We start from the raw sequence: 17,180 nt of genomic DNA on the forward strand, positions 1-17,180 counted from the left end.
CATTTAATGTAAACCGCGTGCAGCTGGACGATGCCGTCTTTTCGCATCGACAAAGGAACGCGACCTCGCACAGCACGTTCTATTGGCATGACCAATTCCAAGAAGAAGCACGAGCCTGATCAGCCGAAAAAACAAGACGAAAAAATTTCGCCAGCAGGCACGCATGACAAGCCCGAACTGACTGACGATCATAAAACGCCTGGAGGCGGCATGTTGTCGGATAATGATCACAGCGAAGTCGAAGGACCGACGGGCTGACGGTCAGCATCAAAGTGACGTCGGATCGTCATCACACATTCTTATGCGAACGCTAACGTTGCATTAACCGTCACGACTCACAGTGGTGACCAAGTTAGCGCGGGCCGGATGTACGCCTGCGCGGAAATGGCTCGGAACTCTTGGTTCCGGGTCATTTTTGTTTGTGTTGCACGCCCTGCCCGGTTCCATATGGCTGCATTGTCCTTGCGGCATGAACGATGCGCAAAGCCACACGTTGCCTCCTCGAGAACAAGGAGAAGCAACATGAAGAGAACAGCACTCGCTCTGGCGACCATCGCGGCCCTTGGCGCGGCCACCATCACCACCAAGCCCGCTGAAGCACGCGGCGGTCGCGGTGCCGCCATCGGATTCGGCCTCGCCGCCGGCGCGCTGATGGCCGGCGCTGCAGCCAGTGGCGCTTACGCCTACGGCCCGGGTCCCGGCTACTATGGCGGCCCACGCTACTATGGCGGTCCCCGATATTATGATGGCCCGCGTTACGGCTATTACGGCGGCCCACGTTACTATCGCCACCGCCATTACGGCTATTATTGATAGCCCCCACAATGACGAAAGGCCCGGAGCGATCCGGGCCTTTTCGTCATTCGTCTAGCAATTTCAGCTATTTAATGGTCGGAGCGAGAGGATTCGAACCTCCGACCCCTAGTCTCCCAGACTAGTGCGCTAACCGGGCTGCGCTACGCTCCGCCGAGGCATGCTGTAACGTCGTTCCGGGCGGCGCGCAAGCCGCCAGACGACAGCCAGATCCCAAGACCAGGGGACGATCTCGCTCAAGTGCCGCCATCCTTCATCGCCGCATCGAGCGCGCGGCGGGCGGCGAGCAATTCTTCGAGCACGGCTTCCAGTCTCTCCCGGTCACGCAGGCGAACCGCGGGGCGCGGTGACGGAGCCGGCTGCGGATTTTCGCGCGGCTGCGGGGCCGGATTCGCGCGCGCTGTCGGCATTGGATTGGCGCGGCTCATGGTGGCGGGATCGGTGCGACCGATGGCCTGCTGCAGGCGCGGCTCGACACGCGGCGTGGCGCGCATCGCGGGGTCAGTGCGGACCTCCGGGGGCCGTACGTCCGGAGCCTTGCGCGCAGCGACCGGCTCAGGCTCGGCCTCTTCTTCCTCGGCGCTATCGTCCTCGGATACCTCGGCCTCCGCCTCTTCGTCTTCCTCTTCTTCCTCGCCGTCTTCTTCGTCCGCTTCTTCCTCGGATTCCTCGTCGTCACCGTCTTCGGATTCGTCCTCGTCGGACTCGTCCTCTTCTTCGGCGTCTTCGGATTCCTCGTCGGAGGCTTCCTCGTCTTCGGCCTCTTCGTCCTCGAGTTTTTCTTCGACGTCCTCTTCTTCCGGCTCTTCCTCGACCACCGGCGCCTTTGCAGCCGGCCGGCTCATGAGCGGCGCAGCAGAGGACATGCGTGGCTCCGACGCGCGTGCGGGCACGGGCGCGAAGGCCGGCGTGGCCTCTTCGTCCACCAGCCCCTGCACCGCCTTGATGCCGTTCTCTTTGAGAATCCGCTGCACACCACGGATCGTGTAGCCCTCGCCGTACAGCAACCGGCGGATGCCGCGCAGCAGATCGACGTCGTCCGGGCGATAATATCGCCGGCCGCCGGATCGCTTCATCGGTTTGATTTGAGAGAACCGCGTTTCCCAGAACCGCAACACGTGCTGCGGAATGTCGAGGTCGTCAGCGACCTCGCTTATGGTTCGAAACGCATCCGGCGCTTTATCCAAGTGCTGGATTCCTGTGGTTCATCTCGGTGCTATAAATTCAATCGTCGTGGTCTTTGCCGTTACCGACGGCGTCGGTATTGCCGTTGATGCGCTGTTTCAAGATCGCCGACGGCTTGAACACCATCACGCGCCGCGGCGAGATCGGTACTTCCGTGCCCGTTTTCGGATTGCGTCCGATGCGCTCGCCTTTACTGCGCACCATGAAGGAGCCGAACGACGACAGCTTCACTGTCTCGCCCTTTTCCAGACAATCCGTGATCTCTTTCAGAACAAGTTCAACAAACGCAGACGACTCAGTGCGCGACAAGCCTACCTTTTGATAGACCGCCTCACACAGATCGACGCGTGTGACTGTTTTTCCCGTGCCCGTCATGCCAGCCCCAAAAACTTCTCGGCGAACCGAAATTCGTCACGGAAACTAGGAGGTTAACGCCACGGGGTCAACACCGCAGGGCATTGCAAGCGCATGGAAAGTCGAGACAATTTGAGATGTTGTGGTTTTGCCACCATCAGCGGCGCGTCACCAGCGGACCAGCGCCGAGCCCCAGGTGAAACCACCGCCCATGGCTTCGAGCAGCACCAGGTCACCTTTCTTGATGCGCCCGTCATTGACCGCAACAGATAGTGCCAGCGGGATCGACGCCGCCGATGTGTTGCCGTGCCGATCGACCGTGAGCACCACCTTCTGCGGTGCAATATGCAATTTCTGCGCGGACGCATCGATAATGCGCTTGTTGGCTTGATGCGGCACGAACCAGTCGATGGTTTCCGCACTTGCGCCTGTCGCGGCAAAGGCATCGACGATCACGTCGGTGATCATGCCGACCGCATGTTTGAAGACTTCGCGACCTTCCATGCGCAGATAGCCAACGGTCTGCGTCGACGACGGACCGCCATCGACATAGAGCTTTTCCTTGTGCCGGCCGTCGGAGCGCAGATGCGTGGTGAGCACGCCGCGATCGGCCGTCGTTCCCGCGCCCTCTTGCGCTTCGAGCACGACGGCGCCGGCACCGTCGCCGAACAGCACGCAGGTGCCGCGGTCGGTCCAGTCGAGAATACGCGAGAAGGTTTCGGCGCCGATCACCAGCGCGCGCTTGCCGGCGCCGGTGCGCAGCAGGCTGTCTGCCGTGGTCATGGCGAAGATGAAGCCCGAGCAGACCGCCTGCAGATCGAAGGCCGCGCCATGGGTGATGCCGAGCGCGTTCTGCACGGCGACGGCGGTGGCCGGAAAGGTCTGGTCCGGCGTCGAGGTCGCCAGCACGATCAGGTCAATCGATTGCGCATCGATGCCGGCATTGGCGAGTGCGGCCTTGGCTGCCTTGATGGCGAGATGCGAGGTGAACTCGCCTTCCCCGGCGATATGGCGCTGCTGGATGCCGGTGCGCTGGACGATCCACTCGTCCGACGTATCGACCTTCTTGGCCAGTTCAGAATTGGTGAGGATGCGCTCCGGCAGATAGGAGCCGCAGCCGAGCACGACCGAACGTATCACGAGACAGCCTCCTGCGCGGCCGCGGGCGCTGGAGCAGCGCCATGATCACGGTCGAGCGTTTGATTGATTTTGTTGAGCAGATCGTAGCGGACCATGTCGTAGCCAACATCCACCGCATAGGCAAAGCCATCGGCATCGGTGCCACCGTGGCTCTTCACCACGATGCCGTTGAGGCCGAGAAACACACCGCCATTGGATTTCGATGGGTCCATCTTGTCGCGCAGCGCCTTGAAGGCATTCTTCGCGAACAGATAGCCGATCTTGGAGCGCCAGGTCCGGCTCATGGCGGCGCGCAGATACTCGGCGAGCTGGCGTGCGGTGCCTTCCGCGGCCTTCAGCGCGATATTGCCGGAAAAGCCTTCGGTGACGATGACATCTGCATCGCCCTTGCCGATGCCGTCGCCTTCGACGAATCCGATGAATTTCAGCTGCGGCAGATCGGCGGCGCGCAGCAGCTCGGCTGCCTCGCGAATCTCTTCGCCACCCTTCACTTCCTCGACGCCAATATTGAGCAGGCCGACGGTCGGGCGCTCGAGATCGAACATGACGCGCGCCATGGCGCTGCCCATGATGGCCAGCGATTTGAGATGATGTGCATCACCGCCGATGGTGGCGCCGAGATCGAGCACGATGCTGTCGCCGCGCATGGTCGGCCACACCGCGGCAATCGCCGGGCGATCGATCCCCGGCAGGGTGCGCAGGCAGAACCGCGCCATCGCCATCAGCGCACCGGTGTTGCCGGCGGAGACCGCCACATCGGCCTCGCCATGCTTCACCGCATCGATCGCCATCCACATGGACGAGACTTTGCGGCCACGGCGCAACGCCTGGCTCGGCTTGTCATGCATGGACACGGCGACATCGGAATGGATCACCTTCGACACTTTTTTCAGTGCCGGGTGGTTGGCCAGTTCGGCCTCGATCTTGGCGCTGTCGCCGACCAGCACGAATTCGCTGTCGGGGTGCCGGGTCAGCGAAATCGCCGCGCCGGGAATGACCACCGATGGGCCGAAGTCACCGCCCATGGCGTCGAGCGCGATGCGAACCTTTTTAGCCATGAACGTCCTGGAAACCTGTCTTGAGCGGCGTCATCCACATGGCCGCCGACGAACTGCCGCGACCGGCGGCAGTGAAGCTATGGCATGAACCCCTTTACGGCGCGCGACAATAGCGTTTCCGCCATTTGACACAACACCTTGACCGGGCGTTTTCCCGTACCAGCCACGGGGGTGGAACCGGGATGGGATCAGGGCCGATGACCCGATTTACGTCTTTTTGGGCTTCGGAGCAGCATCTTGCAGTGCTTTCAGGGCCGCAAACGGGTGCTCATCGGGATTTGGCGCCTCAACCTGGTCTTCGAACACGGCATCCGGCTTGCGCGGATAGGGATCCAGCCCCAGAAACAGCGCGTCAGTGACCAGCTTGCCGAGGTCAATAACGCCGTTTTCGATGGGTTCCGGCGGGTCCGGGCGCTCGTCATCGCTCTCCCCGTCGTCATCGTCCATCGATTCGGCGAGTTCGCGAATCTGCGACGACGGCGCAAACACCACATCCACATCCTCATCGATCTCGTTTTCCACGGGATCGAGCGACACCACACAGATCTGGGTGACCTTGCCGGTGACCCGGCCGGTGACATGAACCGTCCCGCCCCGCACGGGCAGAAGCCGCAATTCGGCTTTCACGGCGCCGATACCCGGCAGGCCGCCAAGCTCCGCCATCGCCTTACGCTCGTCCGGCCGCGCCTCGATGGCCTGGGAAAGACCGACATCGGGAATTTCGGCGACCGGAACCGGCACGCTCCAGGGCGGCGGCGGAAGATGCGACGGCGGAACCGGTGAAGGCCTTTGGCCGCGATCGGATTTGCTCATGTCGTTACCAGAGTTGCTGCGGGGGACGGAAACCGCCACGCGCCGGAGGTCAATGTGGCCGGATCGAGCCCGGCCAAGGTGTGATCCGCCGCTTCCACATAAGCAGCGAGTTGCCGGGCATGTTCGATGTCGCGGCCATTATAGATATTCTTCGACAGCGCCGCTGCCAGCGCCTCGCGGCCCTCCGCCAGCGCCACGTCATAGGCCTTGGTTCGGCCGTAGAACGCACTGCCGAATTCCCGCATTTTCTTCGGCACTTTGAGGTCGCTGGTGCCGAGTTCGCGCAGATTGTCGTCCATATCGTCGCAGAATTTGTCAAAAAGCCCTTGGGCCAGCTCCCCTTTGGGCTCCAGCCGGCGCAACACCAGCCAGAGCTGCAGCACCACCATGTCGAACCGCCCCTCCACCGTGTCCGGCACCGCTAAATCACGGTAAAACAACGGTTCTCGGGCTTGCGCCACGATGGCGCCATAGATCGCTTCAATGGTGCCGCGCAACCGCGCCGGGGGCTTCCTGAATCGACTGAACGGCCAGATCATGACGGGTTCCTTGCGGGCCGGTCGGGCACGCGTATGTTGCATTCGGCGGTTCTGCCCGGTACGTCAACGCCTTCCGGGATGCAAGAGCCTCCAGGTTTCAAGAGCCTTGAGGTTTCAAGAGTCCTGGATTGCCTAGAGGATGGGGATTCCTCCACGATGACCATTTCGAGCCTGAGCACTGCCCTTCGCGGATCGCGCCTCAACTGGCGCCGGGTCCGCTCGGCTGTGGCCGTTGCCGCTATCTGCCTCTCGCTGGCCGCCTGCGCCGAGCAGTTCCAGAAGGGTTACATTCTGCCTACGGGCGCGCTGGAGCAGATTCCGATCGGCGCGAGCCAGGACCAGGTGCTGATCGTGATGGGCACTCCCTCCACCGTCGCGACGCTGAACGGTGAAGTGTTCTACTACATTTCGCAACGCGCCGAACGCGCCGTCGCTTTCATGCCGCAGAAGGTCACCGACCAGCGCGTCATCGCCGTCTATTTCGACAAGGACCGCCGCGTGACGCGTCTTGCCAATTACGGCCTGCAGGACGGCAAGATCTTCGACTTCATCAGCCGCACGACGCCGACGTCGGGCCAGGAGATGAGCTACCTCACGCCGCTGTTCAAGCTGATCAGCTTCCGCTAGTTGCGCGATATTCTTTTCTGCAGAATTGCCAAAGCCCCGCAGCACGCGCTGCGGGGCTTTTTGTTTGCGAGCTGCTGCAACGCGTCTTGTCTGTCGTCATTCCTCTCACTACGCTTTTCACCAACATCAAGAAGAGCCGACACACTGAGAGGAATTGCCATGACCAAACTGGTTACCCGCCGCGGCGTGCTCACCGGCGCTGCTGCTCTATCCACCGCTGCGATCCTTCCGCGTGCGAGCCTGGGCGCAAGCGCATGGAAGCCGACCGAAACCGTTCGCATCATCGTGCCAGCCGCGGCCGGCGGCTCCACCGACGTCATGGGCCGCATGCTCGCCGCACATCTGCAGCCGGTGTGGGGCCAATCCGTCGTCGTCGAAAACCGCTCGGGTGGCGGCGGCACCATTGGCGTTGCGGAAGTCGCCCGCCTCAAGGGCGATGGCCATACGATCCTGGTCGGCAATCCCGGCCCCAACGCCATCGCCTACAGCATCTTCAAAAACTTGTCCTACAAGAGCGACCAGCTGCAGCCGGTCAGCAACATGATCAAGATTCCGAATATCGTCTGCGCGCATCCGAGCGTGCCGATCAAGACGATCCCGGAGATGATCGCCTATATCAAGGCCAATCCGGACAAGCTGAACTACGGCTCCTCGGGCGTCGGCCAGAGCCCGCATCTCACCGGCGCATGGTGGCTGCAGCTCACCGGGCTGAAGATGCAGCACATCCCGTTCCGCGGCGCCGGACCTGCATTGCAGGCGGCGCTTGCCGGCGACATCCAGATCCTGTTCGACAATCTCTATCCGTCGCTGCCGCAGGTGCTCGACGGCAAGCTCACCGGCCTCGCCGTCACCACCACCGAGCGCAACGCGCAAATCCCGAACCTGCCGGCCATGCGCGAGACCGCGCCTGAACTCGCCAAGTTCGACGTGTCGTCATGGTTCGGTGTGTTCTATCCGAAGAGCACCCCGACCGAGGCGGTGACCGCGCTGAACGAGCAGATCAAGGTGCTGCTCGGCACCGACGCCAGCAAGAAGAGCATCGCCGCCATGGGCGCCGTCGCCGATTATGGCACGCCGGCGCAATACCAGACCTTCATCGATGCCGAGACGGCCAAATTCAAGACGATCATCGACAAGGAAGGCCTGCAGATGGAGGTGAAGTGACGTTCGTCACGACGCTTTCTGCACGCGAACAGAAGAAGCGGCGCCGATGCGCCGCTTCTTTCGTTTGGACCTCAGCCCTTGTTGATCTTCTTGATCTTGGCGTCCTGCGCCTCGATCGCCAGCGTCAGTTCCATGATTGCCTTGGAGAGAAGCTCGGTGGCTTCTTTCTGGTCCTGCGACTTGGCGGCACGCAGCGCGTAGTTCTTGGCGGATGACAGCGACATGACTTTCTCGCGATAGCTTTTGACCGTAGGGCGGATTAGCCGAAGGCGTAATCCGCCGCAACCTGCGCCGCAAGCTCCGCGGCGGATGACGGCCACACCTCATACGCCCTACGCCCCCGCGCGACCGATGATCGCCCACAATTCCTCGATCGGCACCGGCGACGCTACGTTGAACGTCTCGTCGAGGACCTGCCGCAATTCGCTCGCACTCTCCAGCATGCGCGTTGAGACCTGCTCGCCATCGCGCGCCTCGATGATCAGATGACGATTGACCAGCTTGAAGCGGCGTTCCCCGGTGACGCGCTCCATCACCAGTGGCGTCGGAAACGGGACGGCCGGATTGGTCGAGGTGTACCAGTTGCCGAGCTCGTAGTCGGATGGCAACTGCGGAATGAGATCGAACACATACATCATGCGCCAGCCCCCGGCCCGCTTCACCGCAAGCCACAGCCGCCCGTCCGTTTCCGTCATCCTGTAAGTGCCCATCGCGGTGGTCTGCTCCACGTCCGCCACCAGCCGCAACGGTGCATCGAGCACGCAAGCGCCGAAGCCGACATCGGTGAGATAAGGTCCATCGGGCAAATCGACCTTGAGCAGCATATGTGTCTTCGGTCCGAGCGGACTGTCCGGCGGCGCATTCCAGCGCACGCGTCCGCCGAGGCCGGTGACCTTGAAACCAATGGCCTCCAGCGCAGCCCTCAGCACTCCGTTGTGTTCGTAGCAGTAACCACCACGACGGCTATCGACGAGCTTGCGCTGCAACGACGGCAGATCCAGATCGACGGGACGCCGCAGCAGCGGATTGATGCCCTCGAACGGGATCGCGCTGACATGGGCAGCATGGATAGCCGTGAGCGTGGCGAGATCCGGCGTCGCCTTGCCACTAAAGCCGATCCGCTCGAAATAGCGGTCGAGGTTGATAATGTCGGTCATTGTCCAATCCGGAATGATGCCACACGACGATAGCCGATCAACGCGATCCGATGCGACTTGCGTGCTTCACGATTTGCGACAGCGCGTGTCATATGCTCATGCGTTCGCAGTCATGATGTCATGCGGCTGCGGATGAATGCCACTACCGCATCGCGTTCGGTGATATCCGCGAAGGCGCGATCGGGGATCCGCACGGCCTGCAGCCGTCCAAGCCAGACCATCAGCGCGCCGTTCTCGATTGTGAGGTCTTTCACGGCGGACCAACGCCCCTTCGTCGCAAAGCGCTCGCTCCACGCTTCGACACCTTCGTCATCAAGGCTCACCGAGAACCGCTTGCAGTCCTCGACGCCAATCAACGCTACTTGCCTGATCGTGCTAGCAGTCGCAAAGCGAACTGCCACGAACATTGCGAACATGCCGAGCAGGAAAGCGATTCCACAATGGAGACCGATATCCACGGGGCGGAGCCGCGTTAAAGAAGCAAGAGCGATCCCGGCCGGAATGCAGAGGCTCATTGCCACGGCATAAACCCAATTAGGAGGTTTGCCCTGATGACGGCCGATCGCGCTGTAAAACTGCCGATAGTCATCCGGCGTCAAATCGATCGCATAGGAATACTGATTAGCAGCCACGCTCAACGCTCCCATTGCGGAGCGGCAGTGCTAGCTCCTCGTCCCGTATTTCCGTGCAAAATCGCGCGCCGTGCGTGCCATGCAGACAGCCGCCTGCCCCTGATACATGGTGCCGTCCTTTGCGGCAATTTTACTGCATTTCGCTCGCGCCTTCTCATAAGCAGCTTTTGTGGCTGGCAGCGCCTTCGGCAGGAAACGCGGTTCGCATTTGGTCAGTACCATGTCGGCCAGCGCATTGTCCGTGGTCGAGCCGAACTGGCAGGCTTCGAGGACGCGGAATGCACCTTCGCAACTGAACTCGGTTTTGACAGCCGCCGTCACCGCGTTGACGAAACCGCCGGCCTTGGCGGCGGCGTCATCGTCGATCGGACATTTCGGCGCGGCAAAAGCGGGCATTGCGAACGCGCAAACGGCAAATACGAGTGTGGCAACCCTGCGCATCACATTCATCTTTCATATGACCAAAAGAAAGTCCCGCGGCTTTCACCGCGGGATTTTTGCATTGGCCGTGACGGCAGTCCAGTCACCTCTGCCGTAGGGCGGATTAGCGAAGCGTAATCCGCCGGCCGGAGTGATAACTGAAACTCCGCGGCGGATTACGGCTTCGCCTCATCCGCCCTACGGCTGAGCTCAATGCGCCAGGATCGCCAGTAGCAAGAGTGCCACGATATTGGTGATCTTGATCATCGGATTCACGGCAGGACCTGCCGTGTCCTTGTAGGGATCGCCGACGGTGTCACCGGTCACGGCTGCCTTATGGGCATCCGAACCCTTGCCGCCGAAATGGCCGTCCTCGATATACTTCTTGGCGTTGTCCCAGGCGCCGCCGCCCGAGGTCATCGAGATGGCGACGAACAGGCCGGTGACGATCACGCCGAGCAGCATGGCGCCGACAGCGGAGAACGCCGCCGACTTGCCGGCCGCGCCGCCGCCCGCAATTACGTAGATCAGGAAATAGACCACGATCGGCGACAGCACCGGGAGCAGCGACGGGATGATCATTTCCTTGATCGCCGCGCGGGTCAGCAGGTCCACCGCCTTGCCGTAATCCGGCTTGTCGGTGCCCTGCATGATGCCTGGCTTTTCGCGGAATTGACGCCGCACTTCCTCGACGATGGCGCCGGCCGCACGGCCCACCGCCGTCATGCCCATCGCACCGAACAGGTAAGGCAGCAGGCCACCGAACAGCAGGCCGACCACCACATAGGGATTGTTCAGCGAGAAGTCCGGCGAGACGCCGTTGAAGTATGGATACTTCGCGGCATTGGCGATGAAGAATTTGAGATCTTCATTATATGCCGCAAACAGAACCAGAGCGCCGAGACCGGCAGAGCCGATCGCATAGCCCTTGGTGACGGCCTTGGTGGTGTTGCCGACCGCATCCAGCGCATCGGTGGCCTTGCGCACTTCCTTCGGCAGCCCCGCCATTTCGGCAATGCCGCCGGCATTGTCGGTGACCGGGCCGAAGGCGTCGAGCGCCACGATCATGCCGGCGAGTGCGAGCATGGTGGTGGTGGCAATCGCGATGCCGAACAGGCCGGCCAAGCTGTAGGTGACCAGAATGCCGGCGATGATCACGATGGCGGGACCGGCGGTCGATTCCATCGAGATCGCGAGGCCCTGGATCACATTGGTGCCGTGGCCGGTGACCGAGGACTGCGCGATGGACTTCACCGGGCGATAGTCGGTGCCGGTGTAGTATTCGGTGATCCAGATGATCAGGCCGGTGACGATCAGGCCGACGACGCCGCATTCGAACAAAGCGAAGCCGGTATACTTTGCGCCTTCCAGTGCACCGAAGCCAATCAGCCAGTGGATGGCGAAGGCCAGACCGAACAGCGACAGCACGCCTGTCGCGATCAGGCCCTTATAGAGCGCGCCCATGATCGACTGGCTGGCTCCGAGCTTGACGAAGAAGGTGCCGATGATCGAGGTGATGATGCAGATGCCACCGATGGCGAGCGGCAGCATCATCATGTTCGCGAGCAGCGGCGACGATGCGAAGAAGATCGCCGCCAGCACCATGGTGGCGACCGCGGTCACCGCATAGGTCTCGAACAGGTCGGCGGCCATGCCGGCGCAGTCGCCGACATTGTCGCCCACATTGTCGGCGATGGTCGCAGGATTGCGTGGATCATCCTCGGGAATGCCGGCTTCCACCTTGCCGACGAGATCGCCGCCGACGTCGGCGCCCTTGGTGAAGATGCCGCCGCCGAGACGCGCGAAGATCGAGATCAGCGACGCGCCGAAGCCGAGCGCCACCAGTGCATCGATCACGATGCGGCTGTTGGCGGCATGGCCGAGGCCATGGGTGAGAATCATGAAGTAGATGGTGACGCCGAGCAGCGCCAGGCCCGCCACCAGCATGCCGGTGATGGCGCCGGCCTTGAAGGCGAGTTCGAGGCCGCCGGCCAGCGAACTGGTCGCTGCCTGCGCGGTGCGGACGTTTGCGCGCACCGAGACGTTCATGCCGATGAAACCGGCAGCACCCGACAGCACGGCGCCGATCAGGAAGCCGACCGCGACAAGCATGCCGAGGAAGTAAGCCAGCAGCGCGAAGATCACGACGCCGACGATGCCGATGGTGAGATATTGCCGCCGCAGATAGGCCTGCGCGCCTTCGCGCACCGCCGCTGCGATTTCCTGCATTCGCGCATTTCCGGCATCCGCCTTCAACACCGAACCCGTCGCCCAGATCGCGTAAACGATCGACAGTGCCCCGCAGAGCACGATCACCCACAATGCTGTCATGGAATCTGCCTCAGTCCTTCCTGCCCGGCGCCTTGTTGTGTTGGCGCGTTTGATCGGAGGCCTGTCCAGTTACGTGAGGACGGCCTCTCGTAACAGGAAGCATGTCAAAATCGGTATCGGCGTGCAACGGCTGCGGATGCACTATGCGCGGATTTTGGAGGGGATGTAGTTGGCGGCCTGGTTGAGCTCAGGCGGCCGTACCGGATCAGAAATGACTATAGGAATGCCGCTTCAATTCGATCGCCTTGCCGGCCGCATCGACAAAACGCGGCGGCGCATCGCCTGTGACAATCGAGCCAATCACCACCGCAGCAACACCCGCCTCCTCCGCCTCCGCCATGAAGGACGCCACTCGCGCCTCAGGCATGGTGCAGAGAATTTCGTAGTCGTCGCCGCCTGCGACCAGCGTTTCGATCGTGATGGCGCCGGCGTCCAACAGCGCACTCGCCGGCGCCGAAAACGGTAGCGTCGCCGCTTCGATCACCGCGGAAACACCCGAGACTTTGCATAGTTTGGCGAGATCGCCCGCCAGCCCGTCCGATACATCCATCGACGCCGTCGCATGATCCCGCACTGCACGCGCCAATGCGTTGCGTGGTTGCGGCACGCGATAACGTTCGATCAGCGGCTCCTCATTCGACGCCGTCAGCCGCTGCTGCAACACAGCAAGCCCCAATGCCGCATCGCCGATGGCGCCGGTCACCACGATCCGGTCGCCCACCTGCGCGCCTGCACGGCGGACGATCCGCCCTTCCGGCACCCGGCCGAAGGCGGTGACGGAGACCATCAGCGGCCCCGGCGTCGATACCGTGTCGCCGCCAAGCAGCGGGCAGCCATAGGTCGCGATGTCCTCGCCGAGTCCGCGGGCGAATTCGGCAAGCCACGCCTCGTCATGGGCCGTGAGCGCCAGCGTCAGCACGAAGCCGGCGGGCTCGGCGCCTTTTGCGGCGAGATCGGAAAGGTTGGTGCGCAGCGCCTTGCGGGCAATGGTGTCGGGGGGATCGTCGGGTAGGAAATGCACGCCTTCGACGATAGCGTCGGTATTGACGACGATGTCCTCTCCGGCGGCTTTCAGGACGGCGGCGTCATCGCGCAGGCCGAAGGCGCCGGGATCGGTGGCGAGTGGCGCGAAGTAGCGGGAGATGAGGGTGTCTTCGCCGGATGACATCGGGTGTTTGTCCCACTCTCCCTGTCGTCGCCCACCCGGACTGTCATCACCCGCGAAAGCGGGTGATCCAGTAAACGGCGACGACGCGGCTCTATCGACTGGCGGCAGTGTTTACTGGGTCCCCGCCTTCGCGGGGACGACAAGCAGCGTCAGCGCGTAAACTCGTCCGACCGATACTGCCGCCCGATCTGGTCCAGAACCGCATTCACCATGCCGGTCTCGTCGCGCTCCACGAAGGCATGGGCGACATCGACATATTCCGACACGATCACGCGGCCGGGGATGTCCTTGCGATGCTGCAGCTCATAGGCTCCTGCCCGCATCACGGCGCGCAGGATCGCCTCGACCCGCGCCAGCGGCCAGCCGCGCGACAGCACATCGTCGATCAGGGGATCGAGCTGCTTCTGGTCGCGCAAGACGCCGGAGACGACGTCGCGGAAGAATGCGCCCTCGGCCGGCAGGTATTGTTCGCCCTCGACCTCGCTGCCGATCCAGAAGCTTTCGAACTCGGCCAGCACTTCATTGATGCCGGTGCCGCCGACATCCATCTGGTAGAGCGCCTGCACGGCGGCGAGACGGGCTGCGCCGCGGCGGTTGGCCTTGCGCTCACCTTTTGGCTCGATTTTCTTGAAGTCAGCCATCGTTCAAGCCTTCGCCAGGCGGCGCTTGATGCGCAGCATCGCGAGGGCTGCGCGTGCGGCATCGCCGCCCTTGTTCAGTTCGGAAGCCTTTGCGCGGGCCCAGGCCTGTTCTTCGGTATTCACGGTGATGATGCCGTTGCCGAGCGGGAACCGCTCCTTGACAGAATAATCCATCAGCGCGCGCGAGGATTCCATCGAGACGATCTCGAAATGGATGGTATCGCCGCGCACCACGCAGCCCAGCGCCACGGCACAATCATAAGGCTTGCCGTTCTTCGCGGCAGACTCGACGGCAATGGCGATCGCCGCCGGGATTTCCAGCGCACCGGGAACCGTGAGGACGTCATGGGTGACGCCGGCGGCCTTCAGCTCGGCAATGGCGGCCTCCAGCATCGCGTCCTGGATATCGTCATAGAACCGGGCCTCGACGATCAGCGCACGGGCGCCGGTGATGTCGGTCTGGTCCTTCAGGGGGGCACGTCGCGGGTCGGCCATCGATCTCTCAATCCGTTCAACATGTTGGAAAATACCGATGATACGGTAAGTCAACAAAGACGCGTGGTTTTAGTCGTCATGACGGGGGAAGCCAAGCGACAATGCGCCGAGGCGTAGCCCGGATGGAGCGCAGCGAAATCCGGGGACAGCAGAGCCCACTGGAACGCCGGTCCCCGGGTTGCGCTTCGCTCCACCCGGGCTACGAGGCCTCAGCTCATCTCGCTCAGCCGCGCCGCATAGCGGGCCATCAGGTCCACCTCGATATTGACCTCGACGCCCGCCTGCCAGCTTGCGCCCAGCGTGGTGACGCTCAGCGTGTGCGGGATGATCAGGACTGCGAATTCGACGTCTGAGACCGTGTTCACCGTCAGCGACACGCCGTCCAGCGTGATCGAGCCCTTGGTAGCGATGAACTTGGCCAGATCCCGCGAGGTGCGGAAGGTGATCCGCGCCATGTCCGGCAGGTTTTCGCGCGACACGATGGTCGCGATCCCGTCCACATGGCCGGCCACGATATGGCCGCCGAGCTCGTCGCCGATCTTCAGCGCGCGCTCGAGATTGAGTTTGGTGCCGACCTTCCAGTCCTTGGCCGTGGTCAGCGCCAGCGTCTCCGCGGCGGCGTCGACATCGAACCAGGTTTTGCCATTGGCAACACCCGACGACACCACCGTGAGGCAGACGCCGTTATTGGCGATCGACGCGCCATCGGCGATGGTGGTCTGGTCGTAGTCGCAGAGAATGCGCAGCCGGTGCAGCTGGCCCTGCGCCACAGGCGTCAGGCTTTCGATCTCGCCGATATCGGTGACAATGCCGGTAAACATCAGTCTCTCTTTCTACCTCTCCACCCACTCCACTCCTCATCCTGAGGAGCCGCGCAGCGGCGTCTCGAAGGATGGCGTCAAGCTCCGAGCCCGGCGATCTCATGGTTCGAGACGGCGCTGCGCGCCTCCTCACCATGAGGGGCGGAGTTAGGTGCGCTCATAAATCGTGAGCGTATCGTTCTCGATCTCTTCGCTAGCACGGGCCTTGAAGTCCGACGACCCGGTGATCGCCGATAGCGGCAATGCGTCCAGCGCGTTGACACCGCCCTCGCCGATCGCATTCGCCCCCTGAAACAGCCAGACTTCATCGACAAGGCCGGCACTGACGAAAGACGACGCGATCTTCGCGCCGCCCTCCACCATCAGCTTGGTGATGCCCTTCTCTCCCAAGCTATGAAGCACCGCCGGCAAATCCAGCCCCGGCACCGGCGATGTCACCGCGGGTACGCGCAACACCTGCGCGCCCGCAGCGCCCAGCGCCATCGCGGCCGGGGCTTCGGCGATGTCCGATGTCAGCACCCAGAGTGGCACCGTGCGGGCGGAATGCACGAGCTTGCTGTTGCCGGAAATGCGCAGCGCGCGATCCAGCACCACGCGGACCGGCGAGCGCTTCGCCATGCCCGGAAGGCGGCAGGTCAGTTCGGGATCGTCGGCCTTCACCGTGCCGATGCCGACCAGGATCGCATCGCATTGCGCGCGGAGCAGGTGCACGCGCGAACGCACGCGCTGGCCTGTCACCGCGACGGGCTTGTGACCGGCGGCCGCGATCTTGCCATCCGGCGACACGGCCAGCTTCAGCACCACATGCGGGCGATGATCTCGGATGCGACGGAAATGCCCGGCATGATCGCGCGCGGCTTCTTCGGAACACAGTCCGACATCGACCTTGATGCCGGCGGCGCGCAGACGCGCATGTCCTTGCCCGGCGACGTCGGGATTGGGATCTTCAATGGCAGCCACCACGCGCGCGATGCCGGCGGCGACAATGGCGTCCGCGCAAGGCGGCGATTTTCCGAAATGCGAGCAGGGTTCGAGCGTCACATAAAGTGTGGCGCCCTTGGCGGCGCTGCCTGCCTGCGCCAGCGCCACCGGCTCTGCATGTGGCCGTCCGCCCGGCTGCGTCCAGCCGCGGCCGATGATCACGCCGTCCTTGACGACGACGGCGCCGACGGCCGGATTCGGCCATGTGCGCCCCTGCCCGCGCCGGCCGAGCGTCAGAGCGAGCTGCATGTAGCGGAGATCATCCGCTTTTGCGTCGGAGAATTTCTGACGGTGCTGATCTTCCAGGATGCGGAAGATCATTTGCGTATCGGCGTGGGCCGACCGTCCTCGTCGGTGTGGAGTTCACCGAGCAGCGCCTCGAAATCCTTGGCCTCGCGAAAATCGCGATAGACCGAGGCAAAGCGGACATAGGCGACGTCGTCGAGGGTGCGCAGATGCTCCATCACGATCTCGCCGATCGCCTCGGAGGAAATCTCGGCCTCGCCGCCGCTTTCCAGCTCGCGCACGATGGTCGAGACCAGCGTCTCCATCCGTTCGGTATCCACCGGACGCTTGCGCAGCGAGATCGACAGCGAGCGCACCAGCTTGTCGCGGTCGAACGGCACGCGGCGGCCATTGCGCTTGATCACCGTGAGCTCGCGCAGCTGCACGCGCTCGAAGGTGGTGAAGCGGAAATTGCAGGCGACGCATACGCGCCGCCTGCGGATCACGGAGGAATCCTCGGTGGGCCGCGAGTCCTTCACCTGCGTATCGAGGCTGTTGCAGTTCGGGCAGCGCATGAACCTATCCTCTCGTCATTGCGAGCGCAGCGAAGCAATCC

Annotated in this window: 21 protein-coding genes and 1 tRNA gene; 4 read left to right on the top strand and 18 right to left on the bottom strand. The window is 62.8% G+C overall.

The window, feature by feature from the left end:
- Window positions 1–87 precede the first annotated feature (87 nt).
- Both RPMA_RS16725 and RPMA_RS16730 read left to right on the top strand, forming a co-directional pair.
- Entirely contained in the window at window positions 88–258 is a 171-nt protein-coding gene (locus tag RPMA_RS16725) for a hypothetical protein (RefSeq protein ID WP_211908844.1), read from the top strand.
- A gap of 264 nt (window positions 259–522) precedes the next feature.
- Complete coding sequence (locus RPMA_RS16730) at window positions 523–813, top strand: hypothetical protein (RefSeq protein WP_211908845.1); 291 nt, start codon at window positions 523–525, stop codon at window positions 811–813.
- A 75-nt stretch (window positions 814–888) separates the two neighbouring features.
- Here RPMA_RS16730 and RPMA_RS16735 read toward each other — a convergent pair.
- The 7 genes from RPMA_RS16735 to RPMA_RS16765 form a co-directional block, all read right to left on the bottom strand.
- Window positions 889–966: transfer RNA gene (locus tag RPMA_RS16735), tRNA-Pro, on the bottom strand.
- A gap of 83 nt (window positions 967–1,049) precedes the next feature.
- Window positions 1,050–2,000 (bottom strand): MerR family transcriptional regulator, encoded by a 951-nt coding sequence (locus RPMA_RS28580; protein WP_408056443.1) that lies wholly within the window; start codon window positions 1,998–2,000, stop codon window positions 1,050–1,052.
- A 37-nt stretch (window positions 2,001–2,037) separates the two neighbouring features.
- Window positions 2,038–2,373 (bottom strand): integration host factor subunit alpha, encoded by a 336-nt coding sequence (locus tag RPMA_RS16745; RefSeq protein ID WP_211908846.1) that lies wholly within the window; start codon window positions 2,371–2,373, stop codon window positions 2,038–2,040.
- 147 nt (window positions 2,374–2,520) lie between these two features.
- A complete protein-coding gene (locus tag RPMA_RS16750; protein WP_305848998.1) occupies window positions 2,521–3,492 on the bottom strand; it encodes a beta-ketoacyl-ACP synthase III in 972 nt (323 codons plus the stop codon).
- Complete coding sequence (plsX, locus tag RPMA_RS16755; RefSeq protein ID WP_211908847.1) at window positions 3,489–4,550, bottom strand: phosphate acyltransferase PlsX; 1,062 nt, start codon at window positions 4,548–4,550, stop codon at window positions 3,489–3,491. The genes RPMA_RS16750 and plsX overlap by 4 nt, the downstream gene beginning before the upstream one ends.
- Before the next feature lie 207 nt (window positions 4,551–4,757).
- A complete protein-coding gene (locus RPMA_RS16760) occupies window positions 4,758–5,363 on the bottom strand; it encodes a YceD family protein (protein WP_211908848.1) in 606 nt (201 codons plus the stop codon).
- Complete coding sequence (locus RPMA_RS16765; RefSeq protein WP_211908849.1) at window positions 5,360–5,902, bottom strand: ubiquinol-cytochrome C chaperone family protein; 543 nt, start codon at window positions 5,900–5,902, stop codon at window positions 5,360–5,362. Before RPMA_RS16765 ends, RPMA_RS16760 begins: the two co-directional genes overlap by 4 nt.
- A gap of 156 nt (window positions 5,903–6,058) precedes the next feature.
- On the opposite strand from RPMA_RS16765, the gene RPMA_RS16770 reads away from it, so the two are divergent.
- Window positions 6,059–6,529: an outer membrane protein assembly factor BamE gene (locus RPMA_RS16770; protein ID WP_211908850.1), complete on the top strand. Its 471-nt coding sequence runs from the start codon at window positions 6,059–6,061 to the stop codon at window positions 6,527–6,529.
- 159 nt (window positions 6,530–6,688) lie between these two features.
- Window positions 6,689–7,693, top strand: coding sequence for a Bug family tripartite tricarboxylate transporter substrate binding protein (locus RPMA_RS16775; RefSeq protein WP_211908851.1), 1,005 nt, complete (start codon window positions 6,689–6,691; stop codon window positions 7,691–7,693).
- Window positions 7,694–7,764: 71 nt separating this feature from the next.
- On the opposite strand, the gene RPMA_RS16780 is transcribed toward RPMA_RS16775, so the two are convergent.
- From RPMA_RS16780 to nrdR, 11 genes are all read right to left on the bottom strand, one after another.
- Window positions 7,765–7,917, bottom strand: coding sequence for a hypothetical protein (locus tag RPMA_RS16780; RefSeq protein ID WP_211908852.1), 153 nt, complete (start codon window positions 7,915–7,917; stop codon window positions 7,765–7,767).
- Window positions 7,918–8,025: 108 nt separating this feature from the next.
- Window positions 8,026–8,850 (bottom strand): arylamine N-acetyltransferase family protein, encoded by an 825-nt coding sequence (locus tag RPMA_RS16785; protein ID WP_211908853.1) that lies wholly within the window; start codon window positions 8,848–8,850, stop codon window positions 8,026–8,028.
- 110 nt (window positions 8,851–8,960) lie between these two features.
- Window positions 8,961–9,482 carry a hypothetical protein gene (locus tag RPMA_RS16790; protein WP_211908854.1) on the bottom strand — a complete coding sequence of 174 codons (522 nt, stop codon included), beginning with the start codon at window positions 9,480–9,482 and terminating at the stop codon, window positions 8,961–8,963.
- Window positions 9,483–9,512: 30 nt separating this feature from the next.
- Window positions 9,513–9,878 carry a hypothetical protein gene (locus RPMA_RS16795; protein ID WP_249225241.1) on the bottom strand — a complete coding sequence of 122 codons (366 nt, stop codon included), beginning with the start codon at window positions 9,876–9,878 and terminating at the stop codon, window positions 9,513–9,515.
- 234 nt (window positions 9,879–10,112) lie between these two features.
- Entirely contained in the window at window positions 10,113–12,233 is a 2,121-nt protein-coding gene (locus RPMA_RS16800; RefSeq protein WP_211908856.1) for a sodium-translocating pyrophosphatase, read from the bottom strand.
- A 205-nt stretch (window positions 12,234–12,438) separates the two neighbouring features.
- Entirely contained in the window at window positions 12,439–13,401 is a 963-nt protein-coding gene (thiL, locus tag RPMA_RS16805) for a thiamine-phosphate kinase (protein ID WP_211908857.1), read from the bottom strand.
- A gap of 149 nt (window positions 13,402–13,550) precedes the next feature.
- Complete coding sequence (gene nusB, locus RPMA_RS16810; RefSeq protein ID WP_211908858.1) at window positions 13,551–14,042, bottom strand: transcription antitermination factor NusB; 492 nt, start codon at window positions 14,040–14,042, stop codon at window positions 13,551–13,553.
- Between the two features lie 3 nt (window positions 14,043–14,045).
- On the bottom strand, window positions 14,046–14,537 hold the full coding sequence (ribH, locus tag RPMA_RS16815; protein ID WP_211908859.1) for a 6,7-dimethyl-8-ribityllumazine synthase: 492 nt from the start codon (window positions 14,535–14,537) through the stop codon (window positions 14,046–14,048).
- A gap of 209 nt (window positions 14,538–14,746) precedes the next feature.
- Window positions 14,747–15,358: a riboflavin synthase gene (locus RPMA_RS16820; RefSeq protein WP_211908860.1), complete on the bottom strand. Its 612-nt coding sequence runs from the start codon at window positions 15,356–15,358 to the stop codon at window positions 14,747–14,749.
- A gap of 147 nt (window positions 15,359–15,505) precedes the next feature.
- On the bottom strand, window positions 15,506–16,660 hold the full coding sequence (gene ribD / locus RPMA_RS16825; RefSeq protein WP_211908861.1) for a bifunctional diaminohydroxyphosphoribosylaminopyrimidine deaminase/5-amino-6-(5-phosphoribosylamino)uracil reductase RibD: 1,155 nt from the start codon (window positions 16,658–16,660) through the stop codon (window positions 15,506–15,508).
- On the bottom strand, window positions 16,657–17,139 hold the full coding sequence (nrdR, locus tag RPMA_RS16830) for a transcriptional regulator NrdR (protein WP_211908862.1): 483 nt from the start codon (window positions 17,137–17,139) through the stop codon (window positions 16,657–16,659). The genes ribD and nrdR overlap by 4 nt, the downstream gene beginning before the upstream one ends.
- Window positions 17,140–17,180: the final 41 nt, after the last annotated feature.

This window comes from Tardiphaga alba, from assembly GCF_018279705.1.
Classification (GTDB): domain Bacteria; phylum Pseudomonadota; class Alphaproteobacteria; order Rhizobiales; family Xanthobacteraceae; genus Tardiphaga; species Tardiphaga alba.

Bases quoted from the DNA above. Each gene is read 5' to 3' on its own strand.
- RPMA_RS16725 (WP_211908844.1), top strand. From the start codon at position 88: ATGACCAATTCCAAGAAGAAGCACGAGCCTGATCAGCCGAAAAAACAA.
- RPMA_RS16730 (WP_211908845.1), top strand. From the start codon at position 523: ATGAAGAGAACAGCACTCGCTCTGGCGACCATCGCGGCCCTTGGCGCG.
- RPMA_RS16745 (WP_211908846.1), bottom strand. From the start codon at position 2,373: ATGACGGGCACGGGAAAAACAGTCACACGCGTCGATCTGTGTGAGGCG.
- plsX (WP_211908847.1), bottom strand. From the start codon at position 4,550: ATGGCTAAAAAGGTTCGCATCGCGCTCGACGCCATGGGCGGTGACTTC.
- RPMA_RS16760 (WP_211908848.1), bottom strand. From the start codon at position 5,363: ATGAGCAAATCCGATCGCGGCCAAAGGCCTTCACCGGTTCCGCCGTCG.
- RPMA_RS16765 (WP_211908849.1), bottom strand. From the start codon at position 5,902: ATGATCTGGCCGTTCAGTCGATTCAGGAAGCCCCCGGCGCGGTTGCGC.
- RPMA_RS16770 (WP_211908850.1), top strand. From the start codon at position 6,059: ATGACCATTTCGAGCCTGAGCACTGCCCTTCGCGGATCGCGCCTCAAC.
- RPMA_RS16775 (WP_211908851.1), top strand. From the start codon at position 6,689: ATGACCAAACTGGTTACCCGCCGCGGCGTGCTCACCGGCGCTGCTGCT.
- RPMA_RS16780 (WP_211908852.1), bottom strand. From the start codon at position 7,917: ATGTCGCTGTCATCCGCCAAGAACTACGCGCTGCGTGCCGCCAAGTCG.
- RPMA_RS16785 (WP_211908853.1), bottom strand. From the start codon at position 8,850: ATGACCGACATTATCAACCTCGACCGCTATTTCGAGCGGATCGGCTTT.
- RPMA_RS16795 (WP_249225241.1), bottom strand. From the start codon at position 9,878: ATGCCCGCTTTTGCCGCGCCGAAATGTCCGATCGACGATGACGCCGCC.
- RPMA_RS16800 (WP_211908856.1), bottom strand. From the start codon at position 12,233: ATGACAGCATTGTGGGTGATCGTGCTCTGCGGGGCACTGTCGATCGTT.
- thiL (WP_211908857.1), bottom strand. From the start codon at position 13,401: ATGTCATCCGGCGAAGACACCCTCATCTCCCGCTACTTCGCGCCACTC.
- nusB (WP_211908858.1), bottom strand. From the start codon at position 14,042: ATGGCTGACTTCAAGAAAATCGAGCCAAAAGGTGAGCGCAAGGCCAAC.
- ribH (WP_211908859.1), bottom strand. From the start codon at position 14,537: ATGGCCGACCCGCGACGTGCCCCCCTGAAGGACCAGACCGACATCACC.
- RPMA_RS16820 (WP_211908860.1), bottom strand. From the start codon at position 15,358: ATGTTTACCGGCATTGTCACCGATATCGGCGAGATCGAAAGCCTGACG.
- ribD (WP_211908861.1), bottom strand. From the start codon at position 16,660: ATGATCTTCCGCATCCTGGAAGATCAGCACCGTCAGAAATTCTCCGAC.
- nrdR (WP_211908862.1), bottom strand. From the start codon at position 17,139: ATGCGCTGCCCGAACTGCAACAGCCTCGATACGCAGGTGAAGGACTCG.